This is a genomic window from Paraburkholderia caledonica NBRC 102488 (genome assembly GCF_000685095.1).
Taxonomy (GTDB): Bacteria; Pseudomonadota; Gammaproteobacteria; order Burkholderiales; family Burkholderiaceae; genus Paraburkholderia; species Paraburkholderia caledonica.
The window spans coordinates 1-20,489 of the sequence record NZ_BAYE01000007.1; the positions used below are offsets into that span (position 1 = coordinate 1).

25 protein-coding genes are annotated in these 20,489 nt (G+C 62.1%); 18 read left to right on the forward strand and 7 right to left on the reverse strand.

Annotated features, from left to right (window positions below):
* Positions 1–39: 39 nt before the first annotated feature.
* From BCA01S_RS15915 to gpmA, 3 genes are all read right to left on the reverse strand, one after another.
* Positions 40–798, reverse strand: coding sequence for a HesA/MoeB/ThiF family protein (locus BCA01S_RS15915; RefSeq protein WP_027777760.1), 759 nt, complete (start codon positions 796–798; stop codon positions 40–42).
* A gap of 74 nt (positions 799–872) precedes the next feature.
* Complete coding sequence (locus BCA01S_RS15920; protein ID WP_027777761.1) at positions 873–2,450, reverse strand: S41 family peptidase; 1,578 nt, start codon at positions 2,448–2,450, stop codon at positions 873–875.
* Positions 2,451–2,828: 378 nt separating this feature from the next.
* Positions 2,829–3,575: a 2,3-diphosphoglycerate-dependent phosphoglycerate mutase gene (gpmA, locus tag BCA01S_RS15925; protein WP_020067044.1), complete on the reverse strand. Its 747-nt coding sequence runs from the start codon at positions 3,573–3,575 to the stop codon at positions 2,829–2,831.
* A gap of 136 nt (positions 3,576–3,711) precedes the next feature.
* Between gpmA and BCA01S_RS15930 the strand changes: the two genes are divergently transcribed.
* From BCA01S_RS15930 to BCA01S_RS15950, 5 genes are all read left to right on the forward strand, one after another.
* A complete protein-coding gene (locus BCA01S_RS15930; protein ID WP_027777762.1) occupies positions 3,712–4,137 on the forward strand; it encodes a rhodanese-like domain-containing protein in 426 nt (141 codons plus the stop codon).
* A complete protein-coding gene (grxC, locus tag BCA01S_RS15935; RefSeq protein ID WP_027777763.1) occupies positions 4,134–4,394 on the forward strand; it encodes a glutaredoxin 3 in 261 nt (86 codons plus the stop codon). Before BCA01S_RS15930 ends, grxC begins: the two co-directional genes overlap by 4 nt.
* A gap of 150 nt (positions 4,395–4,544) precedes the next feature.
* Positions 4,545–5,015 (forward strand): protein-export chaperone SecB, encoded by a 471-nt coding sequence (gene secB / locus BCA01S_RS15940; protein ID WP_027777764.1) that lies wholly within the window; start codon positions 4,545–4,547, stop codon positions 5,013–5,015.
* A 21-nt stretch (positions 5,016–5,036) separates the two neighbouring features.
* On the forward strand, positions 5,037–6,035 hold the full coding sequence (locus BCA01S_RS15945; protein ID WP_027777765.1) for an NAD(P)H-dependent glycerol-3-phosphate dehydrogenase: 999 nt from the start codon (positions 5,037–5,039) through the stop codon (positions 6,033–6,035).
* A 117-nt stretch (positions 6,036–6,152) separates the two neighbouring features.
* The gene (locus BCA01S_RS15950) at positions 6,153–6,701 is read left to right on the forward strand and encodes an O-acetyl-ADP-ribose deacetylase (RefSeq protein WP_027777766.1); all 549 of its coding nucleotides are present in this window, start codon (positions 6,153–6,155) and stop codon (positions 6,699–6,701) included.
* Here the strand turns inward: BCA01S_RS15950 and trmL are convergent.
* Positions 6,674–7,144 (reverse strand): tRNA (uridine(34)/cytosine(34)/5-carboxymethylaminomethyluridine(34)-2'-O)-methyltransferase TrmL, encoded by a 471-nt coding sequence (gene trmL, locus BCA01S_RS15955; protein ID WP_027777767.1) that lies wholly within the window; start codon positions 7,142–7,144, stop codon positions 6,674–6,676. The two genes, BCA01S_RS15950 and trmL, sit on opposite strands and share 28 nt — an antisense overlap.
* Positions 7,145–7,162: 18 nt before the next feature.
* Entirely contained in the window at positions 7,163–7,948 is a 786-nt protein-coding gene (locus BCA01S_RS15960; RefSeq protein ID WP_027777768.1) for a ComF family protein, read from the reverse strand.
* Between the two features lie 83 nt (positions 7,949–8,031).
* Here BCA01S_RS15960 and BCA01S_RS15965 point away from each other — a divergent pair, with 83 nt between their 5' ends.
* The 8 genes from BCA01S_RS15965 to BCA01S_RS16000 all read left to right on the forward strand — a co-directional run bounded on the left by BCA01S_RS15965 (position 8,032) and on the right by BCA01S_RS16000 (position 15,305).
* On the forward strand, positions 8,032–8,997 hold the full coding sequence (locus BCA01S_RS15965) for a methyltransferase domain-containing protein (RefSeq protein ID WP_027777769.1): 966 nt from the start codon (positions 8,032–8,034) through the stop codon (positions 8,995–8,997).
* A gap of 336 nt (positions 8,998–9,333) precedes the next feature.
* Positions 9,334–9,807 carry a DUF2244 domain-containing protein gene (locus BCA01S_RS15970; RefSeq protein ID WP_027777770.1) on the forward strand — a complete coding sequence of 158 codons (474 nt, stop codon included), beginning with the start codon at positions 9,334–9,336 and terminating at the stop codon, positions 9,805–9,807.
* Positions 9,808–9,880: 73 nt separating this feature from the next.
* Positions 9,881–11,515, forward strand: coding sequence for a cytochrome c oxidase subunit II (coxB, locus tag BCA01S_RS15975; RefSeq protein WP_027777771.1), 1,635 nt, complete (start codon positions 9,881–9,883; stop codon positions 11,513–11,515).
* A 43-nt stretch (positions 11,516–11,558) separates the two neighbouring features.
* A complete protein-coding gene (ctaD, locus tag BCA01S_RS15980) occupies positions 11,559–13,172 on the forward strand; it encodes a cytochrome c oxidase subunit I (protein WP_020067033.1) in 1,614 nt (537 codons plus the stop codon).
* 112 nt (positions 13,173–13,284) lie between these two features.
* On the forward strand, positions 13,285–13,419 hold the full coding sequence (locus BCA01S_RS38790; protein ID WP_020067032.1) for a cytochrome oxidase small assembly protein: 135 nt from the start codon (positions 13,285–13,287) through the stop codon (positions 13,417–13,419).
* Positions 13,420–13,463: 44 nt separating this feature from the next.
* A complete protein-coding gene (locus BCA01S_RS15990; protein ID WP_020067031.1) occupies positions 13,464–14,078 on the forward strand; it encodes a cytochrome c oxidase assembly protein in 615 nt (204 codons plus the stop codon).
* Positions 14,079–14,109: 31 nt separating this feature from the next.
* Complete coding sequence (locus BCA01S_RS15995; RefSeq protein ID WP_027777772.1) at positions 14,110–14,319, forward strand: DUF2970 domain-containing protein; 210 nt, start codon at positions 14,110–14,112, stop codon at positions 14,317–14,319.
* Between the two features lie 128 nt (positions 14,320–14,447).
* Positions 14,448–15,305, forward strand: a complete 858-nt coding sequence (locus tag BCA01S_RS16000) for a cytochrome c oxidase subunit 3 (RefSeq protein WP_020067029.1) — start codon at positions 14,448–14,450, stop codon at positions 15,303–15,305.
* Positions 15,306–15,470: 165 nt separating this feature from the next.
* Here the strand turns inward: BCA01S_RS16000 and BCA01S_RS16005 are convergent, their stop codons facing one another.
* Positions 15,471–15,680: a twin transmembrane helix small protein gene (locus BCA01S_RS16005; RefSeq protein WP_020067028.1), complete on the reverse strand. Its 210-nt coding sequence runs from the start codon at positions 15,678–15,680 to the stop codon at positions 15,471–15,473.
* A 111-nt stretch (positions 15,681–15,791) separates the two neighbouring features.
* Between BCA01S_RS16005 and BCA01S_RS16015 the strand changes: the two genes are divergently transcribed.
* The 5 genes from BCA01S_RS16015 (at position 15,792) to BCA01S_RS16035 (ending at position 19,908) form a co-directional block, all read left to right on the forward strand.
* Complete coding sequence (locus BCA01S_RS16015; protein WP_027777773.1) at positions 15,792–16,508, forward strand: SURF1 family protein; 717 nt, start codon at positions 15,792–15,794, stop codon at positions 16,506–16,508.
* Positions 16,509–16,578: 70 nt separating this feature from the next.
* Positions 16,579–17,241, forward strand: coding sequence for an SCO family protein (locus BCA01S_RS16020; RefSeq protein WP_027777774.1), 663 nt, complete (start codon positions 16,579–16,581; stop codon positions 17,239–17,241).
* 23 nt (positions 17,242–17,264) lie between these two features.
* Positions 17,265–18,374 carry a COX15/CtaA family protein gene (locus tag BCA01S_RS16025; RefSeq protein ID WP_027777775.1) on the forward strand — a complete coding sequence of 370 codons (1,110 nt, stop codon included), beginning with the start codon at positions 17,265–17,267 and terminating at the stop codon, positions 18,372–18,374.
* A 6-nt stretch (positions 18,375–18,380) separates the two neighbouring features.
* The gene (gene cyoE, locus BCA01S_RS16030) at positions 18,381–19,286 is read left to right on the forward strand and encodes a heme o synthase (protein ID WP_027777776.1); all 906 of its coding nucleotides are present in this window, start codon (positions 18,381–18,383) and stop codon (positions 19,284–19,286) included.
* Between the two features lie 4 nt (positions 19,287–19,290).
* On the forward strand, positions 19,291–19,908 hold the full coding sequence (locus BCA01S_RS16035) for an SCO family protein (RefSeq protein WP_027777777.1): 618 nt from the start codon (positions 19,291–19,293) through the stop codon (positions 19,906–19,908).
* A gap of 24 nt (positions 19,909–19,932) precedes the next feature.
* Here the strand turns inward: BCA01S_RS16035 and BCA01S_RS16040 are convergent, their stop codons facing one another.
* Complete coding sequence (locus BCA01S_RS16040; RefSeq protein ID WP_027777778.1) at positions 19,933–20,223, reverse strand: YciI family protein; 291 nt, start codon at positions 20,221–20,223, stop codon at positions 19,933–19,935.
* Between the last annotated feature and the right edge of the window lie 266 nt (positions 20,224–20,489).

Here is a 20,489-nt window from a genome sequence, read left to right on the forward strand (position 1 = left end):
CATTGTGCGGCGTTTTTCATTTTGGCTTCGTACCTCTGTTCAAGGGCGGTGGGGCTGTCCGCATACCGGGCAATCGGGCTGACGCGCAATGCGCATGGTGGTCCACTCCATTCGCAGCGAATCGAGCATGGTCAGCCGGCCGACCAGCGGCGTGCCGATTTCGCCGATGACCTTCAGCGCTTCCGCTGCCTGCATCGAGCCGATGATGCCGACCGTCGGCGCAAACACGCCCATGGTCGAGCACGCGACTTCCTCGAACGGCTGGTCTTCGGGGAATACACACGCGTAACACGGCGATGCTTCGTTGCGGAAGTCGAACGTGCTGATCTGGCCGTCGAAGCGCAATGCGGCGCCCGACACCAGCGGTACGCCATGCTTCACGCAGGCGCGATTGATCGCGTGGCGCGTGGCGAAGTTGTCGGTGCAATCGAGCACCACTGTGGCGGCCGGCACATGACGATCAAGCCACGCGTCGTCGACGCGTTCGGCCACCGCGTTCACTGTCACTTCGGGATTGATTTGCGCGAGCGTGTCGCGGCCGGACTCCACCTTCTTGCGTCCGACCGACGCGCTCACATGCAGGATCTGCCGTTGCAGATTGGTGAGATCGACTGTATCGGCATCGACTAGCGTCAAGCGTCCGACGCCGGCCGCCGCGAGATACATCGCGGCAGGCGAACCCAGTCCACCCGCGCCGACAATGATCGCGTGCGCATCGATAAAGCGCTGTTGCGCCTCGATGCCGATTTCGTCGACGAGAATATGGCGGGAATAGCGAAGGAGTTGATCGTCATTCATGAGGGGCCAGCGTGTCTTCTTCGCTGCGTGTCTTCACGGCGGCTTGCGCCGCGAAGACACGTGAGTCGTGCTGCTTACTTGCTCTGAGTAGCCGGTGCGGATGCCGGCGCAACACCCGACGCGCCCGGCACCGGTTGCGTCGGCTTCACCGCGACCGGCGCGGACGCCGACGTGGCCGGCTTGTTCTGCGCGAGTCGGCGCTCGGTCACCGACTTCGATTCCTGAACCGGCTTGCCTTCTAGCTTGTTCAAGGCTTGGGCCAGCATGAAGTCGTCGGCGGAACCGAATTCGACCGGCTTGCGCTCGCGATCTTTCTGGCGCTGTTCCGGCGTTTTCTTGTCGTTCTGCTCTTCGAGCTGACGCAACTGGTCCATGCGATCCTGCTCGCGCTTCTCGGCTTCCTTTTTCTCGTTCGGGTCTTGCGTGTTGGCAAGGTGATTCGAGTAGTCGACTTCGCGCGTGACGAGTGCGTCGTCCGGATCGCCTTCCGCGTACTGATCGACCGCGATGTCAGGACGGATACCCTTGTTCTGGATGGAACGACCGCTCGGCGTGTAGTAGTAGGCCGTGGTCAGGCGCAACGCCGTGTCGGCGGTCATGGGCCGCACGGTCTGCACCGAGCCCTTGCCGAAGGTCGTCTTGCCGACGATCAGCGCACGATGCTGATCCTGCAGCGCGCCCGCGACGATCTCCGATGCCGACGCCGAGTAGGCGTTGGTCAGCACGATCATGGGCACGGTCTTGAAGATCGGCGCTTCGTCTTTCAGCGGGTCGGAGTCGAAGGACTGCAGACGGTAGTTGTCGTAAGTGTCGCGATAGACCTGCTTCGAATCCGGAATCTGCCCGTTGGTGGACACGACGACCGAGTTCGGCGGCAGGAACGCGCCGGCTACGCCGACCGCGCTTTGCAGCAACCCGCCGCCGTTGTTGCGCAGGTCGAGCACGAGACCCTTCAGATTCGGCTGCTGACGCGCAATGTCCTGCAGCTTGGCGGCGAGGTCCGGCGTGGTGCGTTCCTGGAAGCTGGTGATACGCACATACGCGTAGCCCGGCGCGAGAATCTTCATCTTGACCGACTGCACCTTGATGAGCGCTCGCGTCACCGTGAGCGGGAAAGTGCGGTCGTCGGTCTTGCGGAAGATCGTGAGCGTAACCTTGGTGCCCGGCTCGCCGCGCATCTGCTTGACCGCCTGGTCGAGCGTCATGCCGCGTACGGGCTTGTCGTTGATGCGCGTGATCAGGTCGCCCGGACGAATCCCGGCGCGGAACGCGGGCGTGTCTTCGATCGGCGAGATCACTTTGATCAGGCCGTCTTCCGACGAAATTTCAATGCCGAGGCCCGCGAAGCGACCTTTGGTCTGCTCCTGCAGTTCCTCGTAATCGGTCTTGTCGAGGTAGGACGAATGCGGGTCGAGGCTCGACACCATGCCTTTGATTGCGGCGGTGAGAAGCTTTTTATCGTCGACAGGTTCGACGTACTCGTGCTTGATCTGCCCGAACACTTCGGCAAACAGCCTGAGCTGGTCCAGCGGCAACGGAGTGGCGGCGGCGCTGGCGGGCTGCTGGGCCGAGGCCGAAAGTTGCAAAGTGGCGAATACACCGGTAGCAAGGCCCGCGGCGATCAGGCCGATATTTTTCAGGTTCTTTCGCATAGAGTCTGTTGCGGTCGGAAGCGCGTGGCAGCGTCGATAGAGATGGGGACGGACAAGTATAACTGCACACCCGCCAACTCAGGGCGCGGTGCAGGCAATCGTGATTCGACAGCGCGAAGCGTGCCGGGTTCGGCGCAACGCGCACGCGACGTCGAAGTAATGTGCCGTAACAGTGGAAGTGGATCGCGATCAGAATGGACGCGATCGAAGAAAGCGGACCGCGCTGACCGGTACGTCTTGCTGGTCGGCGTGGTCCGTTTGTGGCGCGCCGCGGCGCTTGCGGTCAGCTTCGCCGCAACCATCTTTAACAAAGAAGCGCTGCGACGCGACAAAAGGCAGCTAAGTTGCCGTCACTCTGCAAATAGCTGCGCAGCGGAATCAGCCCGCCTTGCCTTGCTTCGCGACTGCAGCCTGTGCCTTCGCGATCGCTTCCTGGTCTCCCAGATAGTAGTGCTTCAGCGGCTTCAGGTTCTCGTCCAGTTCATAGACGAGCGGCACGCCGTTCGGAATATTCAGCCCGACGATATCCTCGTCCGAGATGTTGTCGAGGTACTTCACCAATGCGCGGATCGAGTTGCCGTGCGCCGCGATCACCACCTTGCGGCCCGACTTGATGGCCGGCGCAATCGACTCGTTCCACAGCGGCAGCACGCGCGCCACCGTATCCTTCAGGCACTCGGTGAGCGGCAGCTGTTCGCGCGGCACCTTGGCGTAACGCGGATCGTTGTACGGCGCGCGCTCGTCCGTCGGTTCGAGCGCAGGCGGCGGCGTGTCGTAGCTGCGGCGCCAGACCAGCACCTGTTCGTCGCCGAATTTCGCTGCGGTTTCGGCCTTGTTCAGACCCGACAGGGCGCCGTAGTGGCGCTCGTTCAGACGCCACGAATGCACGACGGGTATGTACATCTGATCCATCTGATCCTGCACATGCCACAGCGTGCGGACAGCGCGTTTGAGCACGGACGTGTAAGCGATGTCGAACGAATAGCCGGATTCCTTCAGCAGCACGCCCGCCTGCTGCGCTTCGCGGTTGCCCTGCTCGGTGAGGTCGACGTCGACCCACCCCGTGAAGCGGTTTTCCTTGTTCCACGTCGATTCGCCGTGGCGGATGAGAACGAGTTTGTACATAAGATTGCCGGTCGGTAGTAAGGAAGCGGTAAGCGCTGCCAGGCGCACGTCGAGGAGCGCCGCCATCGCGTCAGACGCTTATTTTATAATGCCCGGATTGCCCTTTCCGATTTCTCTCTTTTTCGGCGGATCTTCCGTGAAGTTTTTCACTGATTACACAAACCTTGTTCTCATTGCGATCGTCCTCATCTCCGGTGGGTTGCTGCTGTGGCCGACCATTAGCCGGCGCGGCCGCGGTGGCCTGTCGGCCGCCGAAGCCACGCAGTTGATCAATCGGCGCAATGCGGCGGTCATCGATCTGCGTCCGCCGGCCGACTTCGCCAAAGGGCATTTGCCCGCGGCGCGGCACCTGGAATTTGCCGAGTTGCAAGCAAAGGTCGCGCAACTGGTGAAGAATAAGAACAACCCCGTGCTGCTGGTTTGCCAGACCGGCCAGCAGTCGAACAAGGCAGCGCGTATCGTGCAGGATGCAGGATATGCGGAAGTCCACGTTCTGGAAGGCGGCGTCGACGCCTGGCAGAAAGCCGGCATGCCGGTTGTGAAACAAGGAGTAGCCAAGTGAACAAAGTGATCATGTACAGCACACAGGTGTGCCCGTATTGCCAGATGGCCGAACGTCTTTTAAAGTCGCGCGGCGTCGAGAATATCGAAAAAGTACTGATCGACAAGGACCCGGCCCGTCGTGAGGAGATGATGACCCGGACCGGTCGTCGCACGGTGCCGCAGGTGTTCATCGGCGAGACGCACGTTGGCGGGTATGACGATCTCTCCGCGCTCGATCGCGCGGGCGGTCTGACGCCTCTGCTCGAAGCCGCCTGAATTCTCGCGCCGTTGGGCGCCGGAAGCGGCGGGTGAAATACAAGCCGGCGCATCGTCGCCCCGCGAGGGCAGGCGGCGCGCCGCAACTATCTGGCGGCCTGTGACTTCATGGGCCGCCGCTACGCATACCTATCAGGGAATCACTCAATCATGTCCGACGAGAATAACCAGCCGTTCTTCAACATCCAGCGCATTTATCTGAAGGACATGTCGCTCGAGCAGCCCAATTCGCCGGGTATTTTCCTCGAGCAGGAAATGCCGTCGGTGGAAGTGGAAGTCGACGTGAAGGCCGAGCGCCTCGCCGACACCGTGTTCGAAATTCTCGTGACGGGCACCGTGACCGCCAAGGTGTCGGACAAGGTCGCGTTCCTGATCGAAGCCAAGCAGGCAGGCATTTTCGATATTCGCAACATTCCGGCTGAACAGGTCGATCCGCTCGTCGGCATTGCGTGCCCGACCATCCTGTTCCCGTACCTGCGCTCGAACATTGCCGACGCGATCACGCGCGCCGGCTTCCCGCCGATTCACCTCGCCGAAATCAACTTCCAGGCGCTCTATGAGCAACGCCTCGCGCAGATGGGCGGCCAGGACGGCGCAGCGCAAAACGGCGTCACGCACTAAGTGTCGCAGGCAGTGCCGGCTATGAAGGTTGCTGTCCTCGGAGCCGGCGCATGGGGCACGGCCCTCGCCGGCCATCTGGCCGTCAGGCACGACACGCTGTTGTGGGCGCGCGAGCCCGCGCTGGTCGCAGATCTCTCCGCTTCGCACGAAAACGCCCGCTATCTGGCGGGCGTTGCCTTGCCGTCGGCGCTTCGCTACGAAGCGGACCTGAACGCGGCGCTCGACCACGCGCTTGCCGACGATGCGCTATGCGTCGTGGCCACGCCCGTGGCCGGACTGCGCGCCCTGTTCCAGTCGATGCGCGATGCGGGCAAAGTGCCCGCGCATATCGTGTGGCTCTGCAAAGGTTTCGAGGCGGAGTCGCAGTTGTTGCCGCATCAGGTGGTCGCGGCCGAGCTGCCCGCGCACGGCAGCAATGGCGTGTTGTCGGGGCCGAGTTTCGCGCGGGAAGTCGGCCGGGGCTTGCCGGTTGCGCTGACCATCGCGAGCGCTTCGGCGGCCTGTCGCGAGCGCACGGTTGCGGCGTTTCATCACGGCGCGATGCGCATTTATACGGGCGACGACATCGTCGGCGTAGAAGTAGGCGGCGCGGTGAAAAACGTGCTGGCGATTGCAACTGGTATCGCCGACGGTCTAGGTCTCGGACTGAACGCGCGCGCGGCGCTGATCACGCGCGGACTCGCGGAAATGTCGCGTCTCGGCGTGACGCTCGGCGGACGCGCGGAGACGTTCACCGGTTTAACGGGGCTCGGCGATCTGATTCTCACCGCGACCGGCGATCTGTCGCGCAACCGCACGGTCGGCGTGCAGCTCGCCGGAGGCCGCTCGCTCGCCGATATTCTCGGCGGACTGGGCCATGTGGCCGAAGGCGTGCGTTGCGCGCAAGCGGTTCTCGCAATCGCGCGTGCTCATGCAATTGAAATGCCGATCACCCAGGCGGTCTGTGCCGTGCTGTTCGACGGCGTTGCGCCGCGCGACGCCGTCAGCGCCCTGCTGCGGCGCGATTCGAAGGCCGAATAAGCCGCCGCCCACGTTACGGGCGCGCTGTCTGTCAGCCGTTTGGCGTGTAACGACGCTGAACGGCTGTCTGCACTCGCTGTCCATCGTCTATCGACGCTACGGATCAGCGAGGCTCATATGCTCAATATCGGTGGTTGCACGCTGGAGGCCCGCGTGGCCGACATCACGACTCTCGACGTGGACGCCATTGTCAACGCAGCCAATACGTCATTGCTCGGCGGCGGCGGTGTGGACGGCGCGATTCATCGCGCCGCAGGCAAGGAATTGCTGGGCGAATGCGAAGCGCTTGGCGGCTGCGCGACAGGCGACGCGAAGCTTACGCGCGGCTACCATCTGCCGGCGCGCTATGTGATTCACGCGGTGGGCCCGGTCTGGCGCGGCGGCACGCATGGCGAGGCCGATCTGCTGGCTTCCAGTTATCAGCGCTCGCTTGAAGTAGCGCGCGAGGCAAACTGCGCGAGCATTGCATTCCCCGCGATTAGTTGCGGCATCTACCGTTTTCCTGCCGATGAAGCAGTTCGTATCGCGGTCCAAACGGTAGTCGAAAATCTACCTCGCATGCCGCAGCTCGAGCAGGTGATCTTCGCCTGCTTCGATCACGCGATGTTCGAGCGCTATCAGGCTGAGTTGCAGCGCCGTCAGGCGCCGCCGTCGAAACCTGTTTGACGCCACGCTTCGAACACCACGATCGCGACTGTATTCGACAGGTTCAGGCTGCGGTTGCCGGGACGCATCGGCAGGCGCACGCGCTGCTCGTTCGGAAACTGTTCGAGCACCGAGTCGGGCAAGCCTCGCGTTTCCGCGCCGAACACGAACCAGTCGCCCGATTCGAACGCGTGCTCGTGGAAGCGGCCCGAGCCGCGCGTGGTGAACGCGAACATGCGCGACGGATCCGGTGACTCTTTCGCAATGAAGGCGGCCCAGTCGGCATGCACCTTCATTTGCGCGTACTCGTGATAGTCGAGGCCGGCGCGGCGCAGCTTGGCGTCGTCGAGCGGAAAGCCGAGCGGCTCGATCAGATGCAGTCGCGCCCCCGTGTTGGCGCACAAGCGGATGACGTTGCCGGTATTCGGCGGAATTTCCGGTTCGACAAGAACGACGTTGAACATAGAGTGATCAGGTAGAAACTAGTTTTTCGGAGTGCGCAATGCGACGAAGTTCGTGACGCGCCGCGCACCGGCTGCCTTCAGCGTGCGGGCGAGCGCTTCGAGCGTTGCGCCGGTCGTCATTACATCGTCGACGATGCCTACATGCAGTCCTTCAACTCTTCCGGCAAGCTGGAATGCACGGCCCACGTTGAGGCGGCGCGCGTCGAGATCGAGCCGCGACTGCGGCGCAGTGTCGATCACGCGGCGCACCAGGATCGGGTCGGCCGGCACCTTCAACGAGCGAGCCAGCGCTCTGGCGATCTGCCATGCCTGGTTATAGCCACGTTCTCTGAGACGCCGGTCTGCGAGCGGTACGGGAGCGATGACATCGGGGCAGTCGGACGGCTCTTGCCAGGTATCTTGCGCGAGCCGGGCAAGCCGCCGCGAGAATTCGCGCGCCAGCATCAGCTGGGCGCGAAACTTAAGGCCGACTGCGAGCGCGTCGAGCGGCGCGCGATAGTCGGCGAGCGCGAATGTCGCGTCGAACGGCGGGTTTTCGACGACGCAATCTGCGCAGCGATAAGACGCGTGCTGTTCCCTTCGCGCGAATGTCAGCGGCTCGGCGCAGACGCGACAACGCAACGCACTCTCGTTCCAATAGGATTCGTCGCAAAAGGGGCACAGCGTGCTGTGCGACAAATTGCCGCACAAAGCGCAGGCGTTAGGCAAGATCGCGTGCATTGCATGCGGCCACGCCGAACGCACGCCGCGCGCGAATCGCGAGAACGGACTGGCTGACGACGAAAAATATGCTCGGAATGTCATGCACTGGCGGCCGCAAAGGCCTTTCGCACTGAAGCGGAGGAAGCGAACGAGTATACTTCGGGCTCTACGCCAGTACGACACCCATGCCCCCAACTTCCGCTCAATCAGGCCGTCCGGCCTACGATTCCCAGCGCCTCAGGCGGATTTTCGACCGCCGTGCAACGACTTTCGACGACGTCGCCTTCCTGCCGCGCGAGATCGCCCAGCGCATGCGCGAGCGTCTCGATTACATCAAGGTCGCGCCGGCAAGCGTGCTCGATGCCGGTTGCGGTGCAGGGGAAGACATTCCTGCATTGCGTGAGCGCTTCCCGGAAGCGCCTGTGTTCGGCTCGGACCTGTCGCACGGCATGCTCGCTCGCGCGCTGCGCCACGATTCCGGCGACACGAGCTGGCGGCGCTTCTTGCCGGCCACGTTGGGCAAGGCGCTTGGCGCACGCGGTCCGCGCTTCGCGCAAGCGGACTTTTCCGCGCTGCCTTTCGCGGCTGGCGCCTTCGAATTCATCTGGTCCAATCTCGCACTTCACTGGCACTCGCGCCCGGACCTCGTGTTCCCTGAGTGGCAGCGCGTGCTCAAGGTGAACGGGCTGCTGATGTTCAGTACCCTCGGACCCGACACCCTGAAAGAGTTGCGCGGCGCATACGCCGAAGTGGAAGCGGCGCACGGTGTCGGCTCGCGCAAGCATGTAATCGACTTTGTCGACATGCATGACCTTGGCGACATGCTGGTCGAAAGCGGTTTCGAAATTCCCGTGATGGACCAGGAAACCATCACAATCACCTATAAGTCGCCCGAGTCGCTGCTCGCGGACGTGCGCCGCTGGGGCGCGTATCCGTTCGAGCGCGAAGAGTCGTCGGGCGCGGCGGCACGGCGGTTGCACAGAGCGTTGCTGGCAGCGCTCGAAGCGCGTCGGCGCGGCGACGGAACGATCGCGCTGACCTTCGAGGTGATCTACGGACACGCGTGGAAAGCGGTGCCGCGCACGACGGCGGAAGGACACGGCATCGTGCGAATAGAGGACATTGGGCGAGGCTCGTGGAGGAATCGCTAAAGAGGTAAAGAGGACATCTGTTATGTCTGAAATTACCGCTTTCAAAGCCGTGAAAAAGGTGCGGCAAAACGGCGCGGAGGCTTGTCGCGCCTGGCTTGTGAGGCTGTCGGGGCTTGCTTGTGGATGCTATGGATCGCGCCTATAATGCGTCAGTTTGTCGCCCGGAGTTCCCACATTTGGGGCGGCAGGCCCGAGGCACGGGCTGCAACACGAGTTGACGCGGTGGCGGTTGGGCGGCCGGAATATGAGGTCGCGGGTTGAGGTCACTGTCGGGCATTGCAGGCGGCCGTTGGTGGCGCGTGTTGACGCGTTGGTGACGTTCGGCGGGAGGCAGCGATGGATGCATCAGATCTGCTGGCGGATTCAGAACCGGTCCTGAAGGACTGGACCATGAAGCGCAACTGCTCCATGTCGCCGCGGCAGTTCGTGTGTTTCTACGTGTCGCTCGCGTTGTTCTCGCTGGCAATTGCTTTCATGCTGGTTCTGGTCGGCGCCTGGCTGGTGTTGCCGTTCACCGGTATCGAATTGCTGGCGGTGGGCGTCGCGTTTGCCATGTATGCGCGCCACGCTGTCGATTACGAACGCATCCGGTTGTTTCAGAACCGGCTTGTAATCGAACAGGTGAGCGCCGAGCAGGTCACGCAGTTCGAGTTCAATCCGCGCTGGGTGCGGATCGAGGCTGGCGCAACACCGCGTGATCAGATCAAGCTGGTCTCGCGCGGCGAGACGATCATGATCGGGCAGCATCTCGCGCAGCACCGGCGCGCGCAGTTCGCCGGCGAGTTGCGTATCTGGCTCGCGCGTTGTTAGGCGCATCCGGTCATGCGGCGTTCACGGGGAGCGCGGGCAGCCCGTCACGGGGTCAGCGGGGTCGAGGGTTTGAATGGAAATTTTGGGTAAGGAAGCTATGAAAACAATCAAGCGAGCGCTCATGGGCGTGCTGGCGATGAGCGGACTGCTTTTCGCCGGTGCAGCCCTGGCAGTGGGCGATGTTCCGGGCGGCCCTGCCGTCAACGAGATCAATCTCCAGCCGCCTGCGACGAAAATCGCTGAGGAGCTCTACAGCCTCCACACGTTCATGCTGATTCTTTGCACGGTGATTTTCATCGGCGTGTTCGCTGTGATGTTCTATTCGATCTTTGCCCACCGCAAATCGAAAGGCCACAAGGCTTCGAATTTTCACGAAAGCACCACCGTCGAAATCATCTGGACGATCGTGCCGTTCGTCATCGTCGTGCTGATGGCGTTGCCGGCCACCAAGACGGTTGTCGCAATGAAGGACACGACCAATGCCGACGTCACCATCAAGGTCACGGGCTACCAGTGGAAGTGGGGTTACGACTACGTGAAGGGTCCGGGCGAGGGCATCAACTTCCTCTCCACGCTGGCCACGCCGCGTGCAGAAACCGACGGCCGTCAGCCGATTTCCACTACGTATCTGCAAGAAGTCGACAACCCGCTGGTCGTGCCGGTCGGCAAGAAAATCCGCATCATCACCACCGCCAACGACGTGGTCCACTCCTGGTACGTGCCGGCCTTCGGCGTGAAGCAGGACGCGATTCCTGGTTTCGTGCGCGACACGTGGTTCAAGGCTGACAAGGTCGGTACCTTCCGCGGCTTTTGTACCGAGCTTTGCGGCAAGGAACACGCGTTCATGCCGGTGGTGGTCGAGGTGCTCTCCGCCGACGACTACGCGAAGTGGGTCGACACCCAGAAGAAGAAAATGGCCGCGGGTCAGGACGATCCGAACAAGACTTATACGATGGCCGAGTTGATGGAGCGCGGCGGCAAGGTCTATGCAGCGAACTGCGCGGTCTGCCATCAGCCTACGGGCAAGGGCGCGGGCGCATTCCCGGCGCTCGACGGCAGCAAGGTTGCCAACGGCGCGATTGCCGAGCACGTCAGCATCGTGTTGAAGGGCAAGAACGCAATGCCTTCGTGGGCACCTACGCTGAACGACGTAGAGATTGCCTCGGTGGTCACGTTCGAACGTAATTCGTGGGGCAACCACACCGGCGACATTCTCCAGCCGAAGCAGGTTGCGGACGCCCGTAACGGCAAACTGCCGGAAGGCGGCAACCATCTGGCCGACGCAGGCGCGGCGGCGAGCGGCGCCGAAGCGGCGTCGGGTGCTGCGGCTTCGGAAGCAGCGGGTGCGCAGGCAGCGTCCGCAGGTTCGGAAAGCGCGGCGGCTTCGCAAGCAGCGTTGCCGGCGAGCGTCTACTTCGATACCGGCAAGAGCACGCTGCCGGCCGACGCAAAAGCGGCGGTCGAAGCAGCCGCGGCTTACGCGAAGGCGCATCCGGACGCGAAGTTCACGCTGTCTGGCTTCACCGACGCCAGCGGTTCCGCGGAGACGAACGCGAAGCTCGCGAAGAGCCGTGCGGAAGCCGTGCGCGACGCGTTGAAAGCAGCCGGCATCGCCGAAGACCATATTATTTTGAAGAAGCCGGAAACGATCACGGGCGGCAGCGACGCGAAAGAAGCCCGGCGTGTTCAGATCAGCCCGGCTGCCTGACGTGTCACGGTCAGCACCGCAGTATTCGCTTTAGGAGATTGTCATGTCTAGCATCGGACACGATGTAGTCGCGGGCCACGAGCACGTGCACGGCGACCATGCCCACGAAACGCCGCATGGCTGGCGTCGTTGGCTGTTCGCAACCAACCACAAGGACATCGGTACGCTGTACCTGATCTTCTCGTTCACCATGTTCCTCTCCGGGGGCGTGATGGCGCTGATGATTCGTGCCGAATTGTTCGAGCCGGGCCTGCAGATCATGCGCCCCGAGTTCTTCAACCAGTTGACCACCATGCACGGGCTGATCATGGTGTTCGGCGCGATCATGCCGGCGTTCGTCGGCTTCGCGAACTGGATGGTGCCGCTGCAGATCGGCGCATCGGACATGGCCTTTGCCCGCATGAACAACTTCAGCTTCTGGCTTCTGCCGGTGGCGGCTGTTCTGCTGGTCGGTTCGTTCTTCTCGCCGGGCGGCGCGACCGCCGCGGGCTGGACGCTGTACGCGCCGCTGTCCACGCAGATGGGACCGGGCATGGACTTCGCGATTTTCGCGGTCCACCTTATGGGTGCTTCGTCGATCATGGGCGGGATCAACATCGTCGTGACGATCCTGAACATGCGCGCGCCTGGCCTCACGCTGATGAAAATGCCCATGTTCGTCTGGACCTGGCTGATCACCGCGTACCTGCTGATCGCCGTGATGCCGGTTCTGGCTGGCGCGATCACCATGGTGCTGTTCGATCGCCACTTCGGCACGTCGTTCTTCAACGCGGCGGGCGGCGGCGACCCGGTCATGTACCAGCACATCTTCTGGTTCTTCGGGCACCCCGAGGTGTATATCATGATCTTGCCGGCGTTCGGGATCGTGTCGCAGGTCATTCCGGCGTTCTCGCGCAAGCCGCTGTTCGGCTATAGCTCGATGGTGTACGCAACGTCGTCCATCGCGATTCTGTCGTTCATGGTCTGGGCGCACCACATGTTCGCAACCGGCATGCCGGTGACGGGCCAGCTGTTCTTCATGTACGCGACCATGCTCATCGCCGTGCCGACTGGCGTGAAGGTGTTCAACTGGGTCGCCACGATGTGGCGCGGTTCGCTCTCCTTCGAGACGCCCATGCTGTTCGCGGTCGGCTTCCTGCTGGTGTTCACGTTCGGCGGCTTGTCCGGCCTGATGCTCGCCATGGCGCCGCTCGACATCCAGTACCACGGTACTTACTTCGTGGTCGCGCACTTCCACTACGTGCTAGTGGCGGGCTCCCTCTTCGCGTTGTTCTCGGGCTGGTACTACTGGGCGCCGAAGTGGACCGGCTGGATGTACAACGAAACGCGCGGCAAGATTCACTTCTGGGCGTCGATGTTCTTCTTCAACCTCGCGTTCCTGCCCATGCACTTCGTCGGTCTCGCAGGCATGCCGCGTCGCTACGCCGACTATCCGGCTCAATTTACCGACTGGAACCAGGTGATTTCGATCGGCGCGTTCGGCTTCGGTCTCGCGCAGGTGTACTTCCTGTTCGCGGTGGCGTTGCCTGCGTATCGCGGCGGCGGCGACCACGAAAAAGCCGGCGACAAGCCGTGGGACGGTGCAACGGGCCTCGAGTGGACCGTGCCGAGCCCTGCTCCGTTCCACACGTTCGAAAACCCGCCGACCGTCGAGTAATCGTCGTTTAGCGAAGTAGCCGGTTCCGTGGCGACGTGATTGCATCGTCGCCCGGACCGGACGGCGGCGAAAGCGCGGCAATGGCAGTAACCAGGTATTCAGAAACTCGAGCATGACGCGCAATTCACAGGAAAGACGTACGCCGGAGCAGATTCGGGCGAGCAACAGGCGGATAGGTCTTGTGCTGCTCGCAATCGCAGCGGTATTTTTCGCGAGCGTCATCATCAATCAGGGTTGGTTTTCCTGATGGAACCGGTCCAGGTGTAGTTTGCAGGTTTGTTGAGGATTGAGATGTCGACGCAACCGCCGGCTCAGGCCGATCGCTCTTTCAACCGTTCGATGCTGGTCAAGCTGTTCGTCGTCGCGTTGATGATGTTCGGCTTTGGTTTTGCGCTCGTGCCGATGTACCGCGCGATCTGTCAGATCACCGGCATCAACAACCTGGTGCAGCGCGATGCAACGGTGCGCGAGGCGAAGAATACGCAGGTCGACATGAGCCGTACGGTTTCGATCGAATTCGATGCGAACGCGCGCGGCCCGCTCGGTTTCAAGCCGGAACAGCGCAGCATGGACGTGCATCCGGGCGAAGTGACAACAGTGATGTACGAGGTGAGCAACGAACAGGCGCGCACGATCCAGGCGCAAGCCATTCCGAGCTACGCGCCAAAACAGGCAACTGAGTACTTCAAGAAGATCGAGTGCTTCTGTTTTACGCAGCAGACGTTGACGGCGAATCAGACGAAACGGATGCCGGTCGTGTTCGTCGTCGATCCGAAGCTGCCGAAGGACGTGAAAACGATCACGTTGTCGTACACGTTTTTCGAGTTGAACACGCCGGCAACGGCGAAGGTCGGAAGCGCGGCGCTCCCGGCCGAGACGGCGGCAACTGCTGCCAATCCCGCCTGACGGCCCATGCCGCCGGCGAAGGAAGACAACGATGAGCGATAACAGCGGCGGCCCGCGCAGAAGCAGTTTCGGCCAGTCGATGAAGGCGGTGTTCTGGTCGTTTTTCGGCGTGCGTAAGCGGCGCGATCTTGAAGCCGACGCAACGCAACTGAACCCGGTGCACGTCATTATCGCGGCGCTGATCAGCACGGCGATTTTCATCGGCGTACTGATTCTGGTGGTACGCGCGGTGGTTGGCTGACATTGCGCATGCATGTAGTACGGGCGTAGCAGCGCCCACGAATTAGAGTGAAGCGGTGCGGTACACACGCGCCGTCGAAGATGCAGCCGGAGCTTCCGGAACAACTGGACTGAAGTGGAGAATCAAGAATGAGCGGTCAAAACGAGAGCCCGTACTATTTCGTACCGCATCCGTCGCGGCACCCGATCAGCGCCGCCGCTGGGTTGCTGGTCATGCTCGGATCGCTTGCGGCGTGGATCAACGAACATGACTGGGCGCCGATCGGCGTTGTCGTTGGCCTGTTGTGGCTGCTCTTTACGTTGTGGCACTGGTTTGGCGACGCGATTGCCGAGTCCGAAGGCGGCATGTACGGCAAGAATGTCGACAAGTCATACCGCTGGAGCATGAGCTGGTTCATCTTCTCTGAAGTGATGTTCTTCGGCGCTTTCTTCGGCGCGCTCTTCTACGCGCGCGCAATCGCGCTGCACGAACTGGCGAGTCTCGATTACAAGCTGATCTGGCCGGATTTCTCGGCGGTGTGGCCCAACAACGGTCCCGCGTCGCTCGTGTCGACCTTCAAGTCCATGACGCCATGGCCGGTGCCGACCATCAACACGGCGCTGCTGCTTTCGTCGGGCGCCACGCTGACGGTCTCGCACCACGCACTGCGTGAAGATCATCGCAAGAAGGCCATCATCTGGCTGGCAGCTACACTCGTGCTGGGCGTGTGCTTCCTGTTCTTGCAGGGCTTCGAATATTTCCACGCGTATAACGAACTGAACCTGACGCTGGCTTCGGGCGTGTACGGCTCCACGTTCTTCCTGCTGACGGGCTTCCACGGTTTTCACGTGTTCCTCGGCGGCACGATGCTCGCGGTGGTGCTGGTGCGAATGATTCGCGGCCACTTCACGGCGGAACACCACTTTGCGTTCGAAGGCGCGGCCTGGTACTGGCACTTTGTCGACGTCGTCTGGCTTGGACTCTACGTCGTCGTGTACTGGCTGTAAGACTGATTGCCCGCGCCGCGGCCGGCTATACCGGAACGCGCGGGGGCCGTCGTGCAGCGTCCATCGGAACACCGCGCACGCGTAGTGAGCAGGATTGATGAAGCGCCGCCCTCGACCCCGTCAGGGCGGCGTTTTGTTTATAGAGCAGTGATGGTTACGCCAGGATCAGCGCCCGTACGGAATGCCGGTTGAGTGAATCCAGCCCATCCAGTACGCAAACAGAATGAAGAGGAACAGCGAGATCGAAAGTCCGACTCGCGTGGCGAGCGACCAGACCATCCGCTTGGTTTTGCCCTTGTCATGCATCATGAAGTACAGCGCCGACACCATGCTGGCGATGATCAGGACGAAGGCGATGGGAACGAGAATGTGCATGGAAGCTGCTGAGACGGAAAAGCGCGAAGGCAAGGTGACCATTATCTCACCGCGCGCCGGCGTTTGCCCCACGTTCGCCAGCCCGCTCAAGCCGCACCTGGAGTGTCGTCGATGAAGATCCGGCTCGTTCCCGCGTTGCTGATCCTGCTGGTGGTCGCGGTGACCTTGCGGCTCGGCTTCTGGCAGCGCGACCGCGCGCATCAGAAAGAAGCACTCGAGGCACGCATCACGCAGTTTGAGAACGCGCCCGCGCAAGCTGTCACCAGCGCGCCGGTGGCATTGAAGGACATCGAATTTCATCGCGTGAAAGCGCGCGGCACGTTTGTCGCTGACAAGGTCGTGTACCTCGATAATCGTCCGTATAACGACCAGCCGGGTTTTTACGTGGTGATGCCTTTTAAACTCACCGGCGGCGGTTATGTGCTTGTCAATCGGGGCTGGTTGCCGCGTAACATCAATAATCGCGAGACGATCGCGCCGTACACTACGCCCCAGGGCGAAATCGAAATAGAAGGAATTGCGCGTGCGGATGCGTCGCGCGCGTTTGAACTGGGGCAGGGCGGTTCGGCCGCGCATCAGGCGATTCGCCAGAATCTCGACGTCGCCGCCTATGCCGCCGAGACCGGACTGCCCTTGCAATCGTTCGTGATCCAGCAATTGAACGACGACGGCGACAAACTCGTGCGCGACTGGCCGGCTCCAACCAACGGCGTCGAGCGCAACTACGGCTACATGTTCCAGTGGTGGGGCATGGCGGTCGCGGCTTTGGCCTTCGGCCTGTACGCCGCGCGCCGCGCGGCCAGAAAACAGCAGGCGCCCATCGTGTGATGCGGCGCGTGCCCGGCGCGGCTCTCCACGACCTGGGCGAGCCGCACAAATTATTGAAAGAGGTTATGTAGTGTCGACGCCATCTCCCCGTTCGCAGCAAGCCCGCAAACCGACCGCCGCCAAGCCGATGCCCGGTCAGCCCAACGGCAAGGGCTCCTGGGAGCGCGGCCGCTGGATCCTGCTGTTGCTCGCGATCGTCTGCGCGGCGCCCATTGCCGTGTCCTATTTCATGTACTACGTGGTGAAGCCGAGCGGCGGCAGCACCAGTTACGGCACGCTCGTCGAGCCGCAGCGGCCGATTCCCGAGTCGCTCGTCGTCACCGGCGAAGACGGCAAACCGCTCAAGCTCGCCACGTTGCGTGGCCACTGGCTGCTGATCTCCGTCGACGACACCGCTTGCGACAAAGCGTGCGTGACGAAGCTCTACTTCATGCGGCAAATCCGCGCGGCACAGGGCCCGGAACGCGAGCGCGTCGTAGAAGTGTGGCTGCGGACAGGTGCGGGCAACGTGGCGGACGTGATACAAAAGGCTTATCCCGACACCAACATGCTGCTTGCCGATCCGGCGCAGGTGTCGGCGTGGCTGCCGACCGCGAACGGCACCAAGGTCACCGACCATATCTACATGGTCGATCCGAACGGCAATCTGATGATGCGTTTCCCGAAAGATCCGAACCCGAGCAAGATCAAGGGCGACGTGACCAAGCTGCTGAAATGGTCGAGCATCGGCTGATGCCGCAACCAGGGTAAGAGAAGATGTTCGTACTGCAATTGGGTCTGATCGGCTTGTGTATTGCGTTGTTGCCGCTGTCTTATGTGTGGGTCAAGGCCGACGACAACAAATTCCGCAAGCTCGTGTGGCTCACCACTTTCCTCACGCTCGACCTCGTGATGTTCGGCGGCTTCACGCGTCTGACCGACTCGGGGCTCGGCTGTCCGGATTGGCCCGGCTGTTATGGCACGTCGTCGCCATTTATCGCGCATGCTGCGATCACCGCCGCGCATCAGGCGATGCCCACCGGCCCCGTCAGCATGACCAAGGCGTGGATCGAAATGATCCATCGCTACTTCGCGATGGCGATCGGCGTGCTGATCATCGCGCAGACGGTGATTGCATGGACCGCGCGCATCAAGCGGCGTCCGCTGCACGTGTCGCCCTGGTGGCCGACTTCGCTGCTGCTGCTGATTCTCGTGCAAGGCGCGTTCGGCGCATGGACGGTGACAATGAAGCTGCAACCGGTCATCGTGACGACGCACTTGCTGCTCGGTCTCGCGCTGCTGGGCACGCTCGGCTGGCTGGCCGCGCGCCAGACGCCGTTGCCCGCCTACGAGCCGGAAGCCGCGCGTTGGCGCGTCGCGGCGGTCGCGGGTCTCGCGCTGTTGATCGTGCAGATCGCGTTGGGCGGCTGGGTCAGCACGAACTACGCGGTGCTCGCGTGTACGGATTTCCCCACCTGCAACGGCCAATGGGTTCCGCCGATGGACTTCTCGCACGGTTTTCACCTGTGGCGTGCGCTCGGCATGACAAGCAGCGGCGACATGATCACGCAAGATGCACTGGTAGCGATTCACTGGACGCACCGCACCTTCGCGCTCGTGGTCGTCGGCTACCTCGTGTGGTTCGCGCTTCAATTGCGCCGCTTCGAGTCGCTGCGGCGTCCGGCGAACGGCGTTTTGCTGGTGGTGCTGATCCAGTTCGTCACCGGATTGTCGAACATCGTTCTGCAATGGCCACTGCCTATTGCGGTAGCTCATAACGGAGGCGCGGCGATCCTGTTGCTCCTGCTCGTTATGTTAAACTTTCGAATCGCTTATAGCCGTCCCGGCCGCGCCGTGTTGCCTACGCGCGATGCCGCGCCAGCGTGACTCCACATGGACAGCACAACACTCCCTCATACGCCCGGCAGCCGGATCTCGCAGTACATTGCGCTGACCAAGCCGCGCGTCACGCAACTTGCCGTGTTCTGTGCCGTCATCGGCATGTTTCTGTCGACACCCGGCATGGTGCCCTGGACCGTTCTGATCGGCGGCACCGTCGGCATCTGGCTGCTCGCCGGTGCAGCGTTTGCAATCAATTGCCTCGTCGAACAAAAAATCGACGCGAAAATGCGTCGCACTTCGTGGCGACCGTCGGCGCGCGGCGAGATCACCACTACGCAGATTCTGCTGTTCTCGGCCGTGCTCGGCGGCCTCGGCATGTGGGCGCTTTACACGTTCGCCAATCCGCTGACCATGTGGCTCACGCTCGCCACGTTCGTGGGCTATGCCGTCATCTATACGCTGCTGCTCAAGCCGGCCACGCCGCAGAACATCGTGATTGGCGGCGCGTCGGGTGCGATGCCACCGGCGCTCGGCTGGGCCGCCGTCACCGGTCAGGTACCGGGCGACGCATGGATTCTCGTGCTGATCATTTTCGTGTGGACGCCGCCGCACTTCTGGGCGCTCGCCTTGTACCGTCGCAAAGATTATGAAAACGCCGGCTTGCCGATGCTGCCGAATACGCACGGCGAAAAGTACACGCGGCTGCATATTCTGTTGTACACAGTAATTCTGTTCGCCGTGACTATGATGCCGTTCATCTCCGGCATGAGCGGCGTGCTCTACCTCGCAGCGGCTGTGGTGCTCGGCGCGGTGTTTCTCGCCTACGCGTGGAAGATCTACCTCGATTACTCCGACAATCTCGCGCGCCGGACCTTCCGTTACTCGATCGTCTATCTGTCGCTGCTGTTTGCCGCGCTGCTGGTCGACCACTATGTGCGCGTTGTGATCGGCGCGTAATACCATGCTCAATACCCGCTTCGCGCGTGCGGCGCGTGCTGCTGTGATTGCCTGCGCGCTCGGCAGCGCATTGTTCGTGGCGGGCTGCGGCAAGCAGCCGCCAGCGTTCCAGAACCTGGACCTGACCGGCAATACCCAGTTTGGGAGCAACTTCTCGTTACCCGACACGTCGGGCAAGATTCGCACAATGGCGGATTACAAAGGCAAGGTCGTCGTGCTGTTTTTCGGCTACACGCATTGCCCGGACGTTTGCCCCACCACGATGGCCGAGCTCTCGCAAGCGCTGCAGCAACTCGGTCCCGAAGACGCCAGGCGCGTTCAAGTACTGTTCGTCACCGTCGATCCCGAGCGCGACACTGCCGCGCTGCTCGGGCAATACGTCTCCGCGTTTAATCCCACCTTTGTAGGCCTGCGTCCCGCTGACGAGGCACAGTTGAAGAAAGTGGCGAAAGACTTCCGCGTCTACTACGCCAAGGTGCCCGGCAAGACCCCGGACAGCTACACGATGGACCATACGGCGGCGAGCTATGTGTTCGACACCGAGGGCAAGCTGCGCCTTTTCGCGCGCGATGGCCAAGGCGCCGCGCCTTGGGTACACGACATCAAGCTACTGCTTGACTGACGTCGTGTTGTGCATACCTCAACCTCAAACCGGCATCGGCAGATTCAACCCCGGCGCAAGCCGTGTCGTCTTGAACTCGGTCACCTCGTAACGCGCGAGCTTCTGCACGGCGAACGGATCGGTTGCGAGGATCGCATCCAGCCTGTCGCGTTCGATGCGCACCGCCAGAATGATGCCGCCGTCGCGCGGCACTTTCGGCCCCGCGGCCACGAAAACACCTGCATCGAAATGCGTGGTCAGGAACGCACGGTGCGCTTCCAGCGCGTCGTCGATGCGCTCGAGTGAAGCGGTATAGATCAGGTTGATGACATACATGGGCGTCCTCGCAGGTGATTGAACGTACCGCGGATGTTCGCGGCAACGTTTCGAATTATCAGCCACAGCGTGGCGCTTCGCCGCCCGATCGCGCTTCGCATACCTATATGTGATTGCTGTATTTCACATCTCGCACAGCATATGAGACGATTTACGGTCCGGCCGGCGGCGCGCTCGGATCCCGCTGCTACCTGCGTGTCATCGGTGCCCGCGTCCGGCTATCACCCGAATCTCATGCGAACGATTCGATTAGAAACAGCGAGAAT